Annotated in this window: 12 protein-coding genes; 5 read left to right on the forward strand and 7 right to left on the reverse strand. The window is 33.3% G+C overall.

From position 1 onward, the window contains the following. Positions 1-64: 64 nt before the first annotated feature. Positions 65-1,006 carry a LysR substrate-binding domain-containing protein gene (locus ABWO08_RS08970; RefSeq protein WP_353085315.1) on the forward strand — a complete coding sequence of 314 codons (942 nt, stop codon included), beginning with the start codon at positions 65-67 and terminating at the stop codon, positions 1,004-1,006. Here the strand turns inward: ABWO08_RS08970 and mnmC2 are convergent, their stop codons facing one another. The 3 genes from mnmC2 to ABWO08_RS08985 are packed head-to-tail and all read right to left on the reverse strand — an operon-like array spanning position 1,007 to position 2,606. Beyond that, complete coding sequence (mnmC2, locus tag ABWO08_RS08975; RefSeq protein WP_353085317.1) at positions 1,007-1,669, reverse strand: tRNA (5-methylaminomethyl-2-thiouridine)(34)-methyltransferase MnmC2; 663 nt, start codon at positions 1,667-1,669, stop codon at positions 1,007-1,009. 3 nt (positions 1,670-1,672) lie between these two features. Continuing rightward, a complete protein-coding gene (locus tag ABWO08_RS08980) occupies positions 1,673-2,113 on the reverse strand; it encodes a hypothetical protein (protein ID WP_353085318.1) in 441 nt (146 codons plus the stop codon). A gap of 1 nt (position 2,114) precedes the next feature. After that, the gene (locus ABWO08_RS08985) at positions 2,115-2,606 is read right to left on the reverse strand and encodes a DUF4920 domain-containing protein (RefSeq protein ID WP_353085319.1); all 492 of its coding nucleotides are present in this window, start codon (positions 2,604-2,606) and stop codon (positions 2,115-2,117) included. Positions 2,607-2,807: 201 nt separating this feature from the next. On the opposite strand from ABWO08_RS08985, the gene ABWO08_RS08990 reads away from it, so the two are divergent. Continuing rightward, on the forward strand, positions 2,808-3,875 hold the full coding sequence (locus tag ABWO08_RS08990) for a branched-chain amino acid aminotransferase (protein WP_353085321.1): 1,068 nt from the start codon (positions 2,808-2,810) through the stop codon (positions 3,873-3,875). A gap of 9 nt (positions 3,876-3,884) precedes the next feature. Here the strand turns inward: ABWO08_RS08990 and ABWO08_RS08995 are convergent, their stop codons facing one another. Continuing rightward, complete coding sequence (locus ABWO08_RS08995) at positions 3,885-5,372, reverse strand: aminotransferase class V-fold PLP-dependent enzyme (RefSeq protein ID WP_353085323.1); 1,488 nt, start codon at positions 5,370-5,372, stop codon at positions 3,885-3,887. Positions 5,373-5,449: 77 nt separating this feature from the next. Here ABWO08_RS08995 and ABWO08_RS09000 point away from each other — a divergent pair, with 77 nt between their 5' ends. Continuing rightward, positions 5,450-7,015, forward strand: coding sequence for a protein adenylyltransferase SelO (locus ABWO08_RS09000; protein ID WP_353085325.1), 1,566 nt, complete (start codon positions 5,450-5,452; stop codon positions 7,013-7,015). Between the two features lie 3 nt (positions 7,016-7,018). Here ABWO08_RS09000 and glmM read toward each other — a convergent pair whose 3' ends face one another. Further along, positions 7,019-8,419 (reverse strand): phosphoglucosamine mutase, encoded by a 1,401-nt coding sequence (glmM, locus tag ABWO08_RS09005; RefSeq protein ID WP_353085327.1) that lies wholly within the window; start codon positions 8,417-8,419, stop codon positions 7,019-7,021. A 176-nt stretch (positions 8,420-8,595) separates the two neighbouring features. Here glmM and mnmE point away from each other — a divergent pair, with 176 nt between their 5' ends. Together mnmE and ABWO08_RS09015 are read left to right on the forward strand one after the other, a co-directional pair. Beyond that, positions 8,596-9,996, forward strand: a complete 1,401-nt coding sequence (gene mnmE, locus ABWO08_RS09010; RefSeq protein ID WP_353085329.1) for a tRNA uridine-5-carboxymethylaminomethyl(34) synthesis GTPase MnmE — start codon at positions 8,596-8,598, stop codon at positions 9,994-9,996. A 64-nt stretch (positions 9,997-10,060) separates the two neighbouring features. Further along, positions 10,061-11,470: a TlpA family protein disulfide reductase gene (locus ABWO08_RS09015; RefSeq protein WP_353085331.1), complete on the forward strand. Its 1,410-nt coding sequence runs from the start codon at positions 10,061-10,063 to the stop codon at positions 11,468-11,470. Positions 11,471-11,592: 122 nt separating this feature from the next. Here the strand turns inward: ABWO08_RS09015 and fsa are convergent, their stop codons facing one another. Continuing rightward, positions 11,593-12,249, reverse strand: a complete 657-nt coding sequence (fsa, locus tag ABWO08_RS09020) for a fructose-6-phosphate aldolase (protein WP_353085333.1) — start codon at positions 12,247-12,249, stop codon at positions 11,593-11,595. A gap of 109 nt (positions 12,250-12,358) precedes the next feature. Continuing rightward, entirely contained in the window at positions 12,359-13,162 is an 804-nt protein-coding gene (locus tag ABWO08_RS09025) for an SDR family oxidoreductase (protein ID WP_353085334.1), read from the reverse strand. Positions 13,163-13,226 lie beyond the last annotated feature (64 nt).

Consider the following 13,226-nt stretch of genomic DNA (forward strand, 5'->3'; position numbering starts at 1 on the left):
AACAATATTATATATATAAATTTAATTTATTGATTTTATATTTGCATAATAATTAATTATAGTCATGACCATAACTCAATTACAATATGTTCTAGCAGTTGCTGAATATAAAAATTTCACTTTAGCTGCCGAAAAATGTTTCGTTACGCAACCTACTTTAAGTATGCAAATACAAAAAGTAGAAGAAGAACTTGGAATTCAAATTTTTGATAGAACAAAAAAACCAATTCAACTTACAGAAATTGGACACAAAATTGTTAATCAGGCAAAAAACATAGTAAACGAAGCCGACCGTATTCAAGACATTGTACACCAACAAAAAGGCTTTATTGGAGGAGAATTTAGATTAGGTATAATTCCTACAATAATGCCTACGCTTTTACCGATGTTTTTGAATAATTTTATAAAAAAATACCCAAAAGTTAAATTAATAATTGAAGAATTACATACCGAGGACATCATTTTCAAATTAAATAATGGGCATTTAGATGCTGCAATCGCAGCTACTCCTCTAAATGAAGAAAAGATAAAAGAAATCGTTTTGTATTTCGAACCTTTTGTAGCCTATATACCTGAAAATCATGGCGTCTTTAATAAAAAAGAAATTGAAATTAGCGATTTGAATTTAGATGAAATTCTTTTACTACAAGACGGACATTGCTTTAGAGACAGTATATTAAACTTATGCAAAAGCGATAAAAATTTAGAAAACAATCATTTCAAAATTGAAAGCGGAAGTTTTGAAACCTTAATTAAATTAGCAGATGAAGGCCTTGGAACTACTTTGCTACCCTACCTACATACATTAGATTTAAAAGAGAAAGACCAAGCAAAATTAAGACATTTTGTTGAACCAAAACCAGCACGCGAAGTGAGTTTGATTTATCCAAAAAGTGAATTGAAAATTCATATCATCGATGCCCTGCGCTCAACTATAGCTGGAGTTATTAAAGGTGCAATTGTATTTCAGAATGTTCAAATAATAAGCCCGAAAGCTACTAAGTAATTACGCTTTTGTTGCTCGAAGCATTTCTCGTTTTCCAGGAGCACCAGGAAGTTTTTCAACTTTAAATCCGCATTCAAGCATGGCATTCTTAATGGAGGATCTACATGCATAAGTAACTAAAACTCCACCAGATTTAAGGGCAACATACATTTTTTTAAAGATGTCCAAAGACCATAATTCAGGCTGTACTCTAAAACCAAATGCATCGAAATAAATTAAATCAAATTGATTTCTATCGTTAATATCTTGAAAGAATTGTTGGCGTTTAGTTAGACTAAAATTAGCGGATAAATTGTGCTTTTCTTCCCAGGTTAATTGATGCATGGTTTCAAAATCACTTTGATATTCATTGGCTTGTAATTCAGAAACATAATTCATTAAAATTGCCTCTTCAAGCAACACTGGATATGCTTCTACCCCAACATAATCAACAGCTTTTTTGTATTTATTTGTTTCCAAAAAAGTTATAAATGCATTCAACCCAGAACCAAATCCTATTTCTAAAATTGATAAAGGTTGTTCTTTAAATAAATCAAATCCAAATTTTATAAAAACATGGTAAGCCTCTTGAATAGCGCCATGTTTAGAATGATAGCTTTCCTCCCATTCGGGCAAATGAATGGTTGTAGAACCATCCTTGGTTTGAATAATTTCGCGTTTCAAGAGTTAGTTTAGGTATAATTTTTTAATTTTCGGAATAGGTCCTCCGCATTTACCTTGATGACAGGTAATACAAGCCGTTACTCCATCATTAAAGTTTTGTTTTACATTTTTTGGATCCGAATAAATTAATTTTTGAGAAACAATAAAAGCCTTGGCTTTTTCATCAAAAAATGGATCTTTATCAGAACTGTCTGTGAATTTTGCAGTATAAATTTTGTTGAAGAATTCTGGAAATTCACCGACAGATTCTCCCTTTTCAATTTTACTTTTTATTTGCAAATTATAAACATACATCTGCTCCATAAGCGATGCCATTTCAGATAATTCGTACATTTCAAACTTTTTCTCTTTTTTACAAGAAGTTTCATTATTAGCGGTATTTTGCTCCTTTTTCTGACAAGAAAAAAAGCAAAATACCATCAATAAAATTAAATATTTATTCATTTTATTTTTTAATTAAAACGCCATCCGCCATAAAGGAATAGTTAGTTTCTGGAGCTACAATGCTGTCAATTGCTGCTTTTGATTTACCAGCATCTTTTGCATATTCTTTTAAATCATTAATAGAAGTTACTTCTACAAAGGCTTTTCCGTGAATGATTACTTCACTATTTGCTGCATTTTTTGGTACAAAAAATCCATAATCTTTAAATTTAATAAATGCCGATTTACCAGAACCTAATTCAATATTCATCCAACATCCCTTTTTCTGACAAACATCAACAATTTTAGAAAGCACCTTTACTTCTAATGTATCGGTCGGTTTTAATGAATCATACTTAGCTAGTAATTCTTCTTTACTAATAGCACCATCAGCAGATATACTATCACCAAATTTAACATAAGCTGCCGCCTCTTCAACTGGTTTTACCTCTGATTTCTTATTACAACTAGCAACCATTAGTAGTACTGTAACAACGTAAATTATTTTTTTCATTTTCAATTATTTATACATACAAAAATAGTTATATATTGAAAATAAACACGAAATAATCTTGCTTTTTTTTAATTTAACTATTCATTTTTTTAGTAGTTTTGCAAATTATTATTAATCAACAAAATAAATATTTAATCACGATATTCAACTAATTGATTTTTAGATTATTGAATAACTTTAAATATTATTAAATTACGCTGGATGAGTTTAAAAAATACTCTAGAAATTGATCTAATTAAAGCTTCTACTTCTAAAATAGATACAATTGATTTTGAAAACCTTGCATTTGGAAATGTTTTTACCGACCACATGTTGGTTTGTGATTTCAAAGAAGGATCTTGGCAAAAACCAATAATTAAACCTTACGAACCCTTTTTGATTGATCCGTCAGCCAAAGTTTTTCATTATGGTCAAGCTATTTTTGAAGGAATGAAAGCTTACAAAGACGATCAAGATGCGGTATGGTTATTTCGTCCTGAAGAAAATTTTCAGCGTTTTAACAAATCGGCTGTTCGTATGGCAATGCCTGAAGTTCCTGAAAATATTTTCATGGATGGCTTAAAAACTATTCTGGATTTAGATCGCAATTGGGTAAAAAAAGGAATTGGAAATACTTTATATATTCGTCCTTTTATGATTGCTGTGGGTTCAGGTGTGATTGCTCAACCTTCAACACAATACCGATTTATGATTATTCTTTCTCCAGCAAAAGCCTATTATTCTGGAGAGGTGAAAGTAATCATTGCAGAGCATTATAGCCGAGCGGCAAATGGTGGAATTGGTGCTGCAAAAGCAGCCGGAAACTATTCGGCACAATTTTACCCAACTAAATTGGCAAATGATAAAGGATTCCAACAAATCATATGGACCGATGATGCTACCCATACTAAACTGGAAGAGGCCGGAACTATGAATGTGTTTTTCAGAATTAACGATACTTTACTTACCGCGCCAACTAGTGAAAGAATATTAGACGGGGTAACGCGTAAAAGTTTAATCGATCTTGCAAAAAGAGAAGGTATGGATGTTGAAATTCGTTCCGTATTAGTTGACGAAATTGTAAACGCAGCAAAAGATGGTAGTTTAAAAGAAATCTTTGGGGCAGGAACTGCTGCGGTTGTAAGTCCAATTAGTGCATTTTCATTTAAAGATGTAGAATATTCTTTACCAAAATTAGAAAACTCCTTTGCGCATCAATTAAAAGATAAACTTACAAAAATTCAGTACAAAAAAGCTGAAGATACTTTTGACTGGACCTGTAAAGTATAAATAATTAAATTAAACAGAAAACCAACCATTAACCATTTCCTTTTCGGAATGGATAGCGTTTTTATGAACAAACTCGTTGGTTTTAGGCTCATATTGATACTCATTCTCCCATTCTTTATAATGGTTTGCTAATTCGTTTATACTGTCACAAACAAATATTATTTCTTCGGTAGTTGTTGTTGGATGTATTGACATACGAATCCATCCTGGCTTTTTAATTAAGTCACCAGATGTAATTTGGCATACCAAATCATTGGAAGTTTCTTGATCTACATGTAGCAAATAATGCCCGTAAGTACCGGCACAACTGCACCCCCCACGAGTTTGAATACCAAATTTATCATTCAACATTTTTACACCCAAATTAAAATGCAAGTCTTTAATATAAAAAGAAATAACACCCAATCGATCTTGATTTTCTTCTGCTAAAAGCACAATGTTTGAATTATCTTTTAATGCTTCAAATATAAAAGAAACCAATTCGTGTTCGCGTTTCAAAATATTTGAAACTCCCATTTTTTCTTTTAACTGGATAGCCAAAGCCGTTTTAATCACCTGTAAGAAACCCGGAGTTCCACCATCTTCGCGATCTTCAATATTGTCAATATATTTATGTTCTCCCCAAGGATTGGTCCAACTTACAGTTCCGCCACCCGGACAATCGGGAACACTGTTTTTGTATAGATTTTTATTAAATACTAAAACTCCAGAAGTTCCAGGTCCACCAAGAAATTTATGTGGTGAGAAGAAAATAGCATCCAAATAGCTCTCCGAATCTTGAGGGTGCATATTTATTGTAACATAAGGCCCTGAGCAAGCAAAATCCACAAAACAAACACCATTATTTTGATGCATTATTTTAGCCACTTCATGGTAAGGTGTTTTAATTCCGGTTACATTAGAGCAAGAAGTGATTGAAGCTATTTTAAAACTTCTATTTTGATATTGTTGGATTAGATTTTTTAAATTTTCAATAGAAAACAAACCCTTTTCATCAGCAGGAATTACCACCACATCGGCTATTGTTTCCAACCAAGAAGTTTGATTGGAATGGTGTTCCATGTGCGAAATAAATACGATTGGTCTTAACTCAGCAGGGATATTGGTAAATTCTTTTAAATTTTCAGGAATTCTTAATCCCAAAATACGTTGAAATTTATTCACAACGCCTGTCATTCCGGTTCCTGTATTAATTAATACATCGTCTTCGGTAGCGTTAACATGCTTTTTTATAATGTGTTTGGCTTCGTGATATGCCATGGTCATGGCAGTTCCCGAAACTGTAGTTTCGGTGTGGGTATTAGCAACAAATGGACCAAATTGATTCATCATTTTTTCCTCAATTGGACGATACAACCGACCGCTTGCAGTCCAGTCGGTATAAATAATTTTCTTCTTTCCAAAAGGAGATTCAAACTCTTGGTCAATTCCGATAATATTCTTTCGGAATTGTTCAAAATAAACTTCTAATTCGGTTTTGGTTTGCATCGAAATCATTGCTACTAATTTGACTTCAAATATACTACTATTAATTATTTTTTTATTATATTTGAAATAGAACCTATAAAAACAAAATGCGTTTACAATTAGAAAATAATTTTTCGAATAATTTACCTGCCGATTTAATCGAAACGAACGAAACGAGACAAGTAGTAAACGCTTGTTTTTCCTTCGTAAATCCAAGAATTCCATCCAACCCTAAATTAATTCATGCTTCAAAAGAAACAGCAGAATTAATAGGAATATCTAAAGAAGATACTGAAAGCGATTTATTTGTAAACTATTTTTCGGGCAAGAAATTGATTCCAAATTCGAGACCGTATTCAATGAATTATGCCGGACATCAATTTGGCAATTGGGCTGGTCAATTGGGTGACGGGAGAGCCATTTTATTAGCAGAAATAAAATTCAACAATCAAATACACGCCTTGCAACTTAAAGGCGCAGGAAGCACTCCCTACTCTAGAAGAGCAGATGGCTTAGCTGTTTTAAGATCATCGATAAGAGAGCATTTATGCAGTGAAGCAATGTTTCATTTGGGCGTTCCCACTACCCGATCTTTATCCTTAATTCTCACCGGAGACGAAGTTTTAAGAGATGTGATGTACGACGGAAATCCCGAATATGAAAAGGGAGCTATTGTTTGCAGAGTGGCCCCTTCCTTTATTCGATTTGGAAATTTTGAATTGTTTGCAGCACAAAATGACCTAAAAACCTTACAACAACTTACCGATTATACCATAAAACAGCACTTTCCTGAAGTTACTTCTATTGGAGTAACTAAATATTTAGATTTCTTTAAAGCAGTTGCAGATAAAACGTGTGAAATGATTGTGCACTGGCAACGCGTAGGTTTTGTGCATGGAGTTATGAATACCGACAACATGTCAATTTTAGGGCTCACCATTGATTATGGACCTTATGGCTGGTTGGAAGATTATAATTTCAATTGGACACCAAACACCACTGATAATGAGCACCGCAGGTACCGTTTTGAAAACCAACCTAGTATTGCGCAATGGAATTTATACCATTTGGCGAATGCCTTATATCCTTTAATCAAGGAAGCTAATCCACTTGAAAAAATATTAGCCGATTTCAAAAAAAATTACGATTCTAAGTACACTGAAATGATGCGAGCTAAATTAGGTTTGCACCAAGAATACAAAGAAGATGAACGATTAATTGATTCGCTTGAAAAAGTACTGCAAGTATCTGAAACTGATATGACAATCTTTTTCAGAGAATTAAGTTGGGTGAAAAAAAGTGATTCTGCAGGAAGTGCGCTTGCTACCATTCACGAAGCATTTTACAAACCGGAAGAAATAAAAAAAGAACTATTAAAATCTTGGGGGCGCTGGTTTGAAAAATACTTAAAGCGACTCAATCTAGAAACTGTATCAGATGCTGATCGAAAAACTAAAATGGATTTGGTAAATCCTAAGTATGTTTTGCGTAATTACATGGCGCAACTAGCAATTGATACAGCAAATAATGAGGACTATTCAATATTAGAAGAATTATACGAACTACTAAAAAATCCCTATTCTGATCAACCAGAACATGAAAAATGGTTTGCAAAAAGACCTGATTGGGCTAGAGATAAAATTGGCTGCTCTAGATTATCATGTAGTTCCTAGAAATTAAATTCCGGCTACGGCTTTAATCTCAACAATAATTCGAATTGCCAATGCATCAGCAGCTGCTTGCGTTGGAGCTTCGGTATATATTCTAATAATTGGCTCAGTATTGGATTTTCTTAAATGCACCCATTCGGAAGCAAAATCAATTTTAACTCCGTCAATTGAAGTAATATCCTCGTTTTTATATTTTTCGGTCATGGCAATTAAAATTGCATCCACGTCAATTTGTGGAGTTAATTCAATTTTGTTTTTACTCATGTAATATTGCGGATAACTCGCTCTTAATTCGGCCACAGTCACTTCTAAATTGGCTAAGTGTGTTAAGAATAAAGCTACACCTACAAGACTATCTCTACCGTAATGTGATTCTGGATAAATAATTCCGCCGTTTCCTTCTCCTCCAATTATAGCATTAGTTTCCTTCATCAAAGCAACCACATTCACCTCACCTACTGCGCTCGCTTGATAGTTTCCTTGGTGCTTATTTGTTATATCTCGCAATGCACGCGAAGACGACATGTTAGAAACCGTATTTCCTGGAGTTTTACTCAATACATAATCGGCGCAAGCCACCAAAGTATATTCTTCACCAAACATTTCTCCATCATTTGAAATAAAAGCCAAACGATCAACATCGGGATCAACTACAATTCCGAAATCAGCTTTTTCTTCAACAACCAATTTACAGATATCACCTAAATGTTCTTTTAATGGCTCCGGATTGTGAGGGAAATGACCGTTTGGTTCACAATATAATTTCACACATTCTACACCCATTTGCTCTAACAACTTCGGTATAATAATTCCACCCGAAGAGTTCACCCCATCAACAACAACTTTAAATTTTCTTTTAGCAACGGCATCGGCATCAACTAAAGGTAAATTCAAAACTTCATCAATATGAATATCCATATAGGCATCGTTCGAAATCACTTCTCCTAACGAATCAACATCAACAAAATCAAAAGCTTCGGCATCAGCAATCTCTAATATGCGTTCGCCGTCTTTTCCACTTAAAAATTCACCTTTAGAATTTAACAGCTTTAAGGCATTCCACTGTTTTGGATTGTGCGAAGCCGTTAAAATAATTCCACCATCGGCTTTTTCAAGAGGTACTGCAATCTCCACAGTAGGAGTTGTTGACAAACCCAAATCAATTACATCAATTCCAAGTCCAACTAAGGTATTAATAACCAAATTGTGAATCATAGGACCAGAAATTCTGGCATCACGACCAATAACAACGAGTAACTTTCTTCCGTTTTCTAACGCACCACTTCCTTCTTTCAAGAAAGTTCCATAAGCTGATGCAAATTTTACAGCATCTACAGGAGTCAAATTATCCCCTACTTTACCGCCGATAGTTCCACGAATTCCAGATATTGATTTTATTAATGTCATTGTAATAGATTAAAAGATTAGCCAGAAACAACAAAAGTATTCCTATAAATTTATGGCAAATATAGGTATTATACTTTTTATGGAAAAGCATGTTGGCCTAACAATTAATGCTAAAAATTCTATTTTTTCAAAAATATAAAAGTGATACCTTTGCAGTTCAATAAACTAAAACTTCTATGTTAGATCAAAAAACAATTGTTGCTTTAGCTACTCCATCCGGTGCGGGTGCAGTTGCCATCATTCGTATGTCGGGGGAAGCTGCAATAGGGATCGCATCGGAAGTATTTCAATCCGTTTCTGGAAAAGATATTACTACCCAAAAAACGCACACAATTCATTTAGGAACTATAACGGATGAAGGAAAAACTTACGATCAAGTATTACTTTCCCTTTTTAAAAACCCAAATTCCTATACTGGAGAAAATATAGTTGAAATTTCATGCCACGGATCTACTTACATTCAGCAGCAAATTATTCAGTTGTTATTGCGAAAAGGATGTCGCATGGCACAACCAGGTGAATTTACTTTGAGAGCTTTTTTAAATGGAAAATTAGATCTTTCTCAAGCTGAGGCCGTAGCCGATTTAATAAGTTCGGATAATGAGGCATCGCACCAAATTGCTATGCAACAAATGCGTGGAGGTTTTAGTAGTGAAATAGCTAAACTAAGAGAAGAATTATTAAATTTTGCTTCGTTAATTGAACTCGAATTGGACTTTGCCGAAGAGGACGTTGAGTTTGCTGACCGAACTCAATTTCATGATTTATTATATCGAATCGAATTTGTTTTAAAACGATTAATCGATTCGTTTGCAGTTGGAAATGTAATTAAAGACGGAATTCCAGTTGCGATTATTGGCGAACCCAATGTAGGAAAATCTACTTTATTGAATGCGCTTTTAAACGAGGAACGCGCTATTGTATCAGAGATTGCTGGAACTACACGAGATACTATTGAAGACGAATTGGTAATTGGTGGGATTGGTTTTCGATTTATTGATACCGCAGGAATTCGAGACACCCAAGATGTAATTGAAAGTATCGGAATTAAGAAAACATTCGAGAAAATCGAACAAGCTCAAGTAGTTTTGTATTTATTTGAAAGTTTAAAGTTTAAAGTTTCAGGTTCGGAATACATTAACGAAATTGAAAAAGTAAAAAATAAATACCCATTAAAACCGCTTATTGTTGTTGTAAATAAAACAGATTTAATTTCGGAAAAAGAAAAAGAAACACTTCAAAAACAACTTGAAAACTTAGAAGTAAAAACAATTTTCTTAAGTGCAAAAAACAAAACTGGAATTGAAAATTTAAAAACGCAATTACTTGCTTTTGTAAATACTGGAGCGTTACGAAATAACGAAACAATAGTCACAAATACAAGGCATTACGACTCACTACTTAAAGCTTTAGAAGAAATTCAGAAAGTAAGCTTTGGCTTACAAGCCAACATCCCATCGGATCTAATGGCAATTGATATTCGACAAGCTTTATATTACTTTGGAGAAATTACCGGTGAAGTCACTAACGATGAACTACTGGGTAATATCTTTGCCAATTTCTGTATCGGAAAGTAATTTAACTATTGATTAACAATATAATCAAAACCATCTAAATACTTTTGTTTGCATTATTATCCAAATGAAAGTATTTACATTTTATAAAACACTAGTATTCCTTACTTTGATTCTAGCTTTGTTTACTTCTTGCAAAAAGGAGTTTTCAGGCGAAGATTATACAGCTTATTTTGGAGGAGAAGTATTGAATCCTACTAGCAACTATGTGCTTTTTTGCAAAAATAATGTAATCATTGATTCAATTCCTCTTAATGAAGATCATACTTTCTTTAAAAAATTTGATTCACTTGCTCCAGGTTTATACACCTTTAAAATAGAACCCGAATACCAATATGTTTATTTTGATAAAAACGACAGTATCAAAGTGCATGTAGATTCTAAAGATTTTGACGAATCAGTTAATTTTTGTGGTCGTGGTGATCAAAAAAACAACTTTTTAATGGATATGTATTTGCGTAATGAAAAAGACAAAGACAATTTGTTTGAAGTATTTGATTATAAATGGAACCGCTACAACCAACACATTAATAAAACCAACATAGATAATCAAAAATATTACGCATCCAAAAAAGAAGAAATTAAATGGAATGATGCCTTTGATGTATACGCAAAAGCAATTGTAAATTTTCCACATTATACCAAAATGGAAATTTATCCAATGATTCATGAGATGCGAACTGGAGAAGATGTTACCTCACAACTTCCAAAAAACTACTATGCATTTAGGAATAAAATTGATTTTGGTAATGAGGCTTTGGCTGATTTTTCTCCCTTTGTAATGTATTTAGATCACATGTTAAACAACGTAGGTTCAATTCACTACCACAATCATTTCTCGGAAGTAGATTTGGCTTTAAAAACCAACATCAACAAACTAAACATTGCCGATACACTTATTAAAAATGAGCACATCAGAAATATGGTGTTAAATAATATTGCGCTAAAATATTTGTTGGAAGACCAAAACATGGTGAATAATCAGGAATTCTTAAAAACCTACCATAAATATTCTACTGATAACAGTAAAAAGAATGAAGTTTTGAAAATTGGAAATTCCATTCAATCCTTAACTAAAGGCAAAAAACTTCCTTCTGTACAATTAATTACTCCTGATGGGAAAATAACCAATTCAGATGCAGTTATTACGAAAAATTCGGTGGTTTTCTTTTGGAGTGAAAAATTATCTTCGCATTTACTCGCTGCTCACAAAAAAGTATTGGATCTTAAAGATAAATACCCTAATTACAATTTTATTGCCATCAACTTAGATGCAAACACCTATAAATGGAAAGAAATCCTACCTAAATACAAATTTGAAGGTATAACCGAATTGCACTGCGCCAATTTTGAAGACATCAAAAGCAAATGGGCCATTACCAAAGTACACCGCACTTTAATTATTAATTCCGACAAAACCATTAAAAACGGTTTCACTAACTTGTTTGATGTGTATTTTGAGGAAGATTTAAAGTAAGGATCAAGGACTTGGTCTCAAGACACTGATTTTCCATTAGTTCCATAATCTCTAAAAATAGCTAAATAAAAAAGCGACTTTCATTTCTGAAAGTCGCTTTAGTAGGAAGTATAAATTTGGGATTATTTATTTCCTTTCTCGAAATCAGCAATAAATTGCGCCAATCCGATATCAGTAAGTGGGTGTTTTAACAACCCTAAAATTGCAGATAATGGCCCTGTCATTACATCAGCACCAATTTTAGCACAATTTACAATGTGCATAGTATGACGAACTGAAGCAGCAAGGATTTGAGTTTCATAACCATAATTGTCATAGATTTCTCTAATTTCTTGAATCAAGTTCAAGCCATCTGTAGAAACATCGTCTAAACGACCAACGAATGGAGAAACAAATGTAGCGCCTGCTTTAGCAGCTAACAAAGCTTGCCCGCAAGAAAACACTAAAGTTACATTGGTTTTTATTCCTTTATCAGAAAAATATTTACATGCCTTAATTCCGTCTTTTGTCATTGGAATTTTTACTACAATTTGATCGTGTAAATCTGCCAACTCCTCACCTTCTTTGATCATTCCTTCATAATCGGTAGCGTTTACTTCGGCACTTACTTCACCATCCACGATAGTGCAAATGTCAACGTAATGTTTTAAGATATTGTTTTTTCCAGTAATTCCTTCTTTAGCCATTAACGAAGGATTGGTTGTAACCCCATCTAAAATCCCTAGTGATTGCGCTTCTTTAATGTCATTTAGGTTTGCTGTGTCAATAAAAAATTTCATAGTTTGTATGTTATAAAGTTGTGTTTATTTTGCAAAATTACAAATTTCAATTTCAATAATCAATTTATTAGGAGCTGATCTTAAAATAACTTATTCAAACTTCCATTATCTATAACTTATAATGATTCATGAGGATTTTCTCATAGACTTTATCAGGTAAAATTCGTTTCAAAACGATGGAGAATTTTTGCATGAAAGCACCAATTTTATAATGTCCTTTCGGACTTGGTGTTTGTATAATTTTATATATCGCTTCGGCCATTTCATCAGGATTGCTTCCACTATCTACATGTTCATTCATCATGCGTAGTGTAGTTCCATAAGGAATTTCATAAGCAGATTCTTTTATTAGCGGCGCATGAAATCTTCCGGCAGCTATATTGGTAGCAAAATCACCAGGAGCCACATTTGTAATGTGTATTCCGAAGGATTTTACTTCCATTCGCAGCGCTTCGGTAATAAGTTCTAAAGCACCTTTGGAAGCAGAGTAAATTCCGCGATAAGGCAATCCCATATATCCTGCAATTGAGGTTATATTAATAATCAATCCTGATTTTTGCGAACGCATAGCAGGCAATGCTGCTTTCATTACTTCGATAGGTCCAAAAAGATTGGTCTCGAAATTATTTTTGATTTCTTCGGTAGGAATTTCTTCAATCGGACCTGTAATCCCAACTCCAGCATTATTAATAACTACATCTATCCTTCCCGATTTTTGCAAAATTGTATCAATAGCCTGAGTAATACTTTCTTTATTTCGAACATCTAAAGCAAGTAAAGGAAATACCGAATCAGTAATTCGCTCTGGATTTCTGCTGGTTCCGTATACAATAAATCCTTTGGCATGCAAAAACTCTCCAATTGATTTTCCAATTCCTGAAGAAGCTCCGGTAATAAATACTACTTTACTCATTTCTTTATTTTTTTACTAAATCTTGCCCAAACTGAATCATATAACTGTTATTATCGTATATAGC

This window comes from Flavobacterium sp., from assembly GCF_040383245.1.
Classification (GTDB): Bacteria; Bacteroidota; Bacteroidia; order Flavobacteriales; family Flavobacteriaceae; genus Flavobacterium.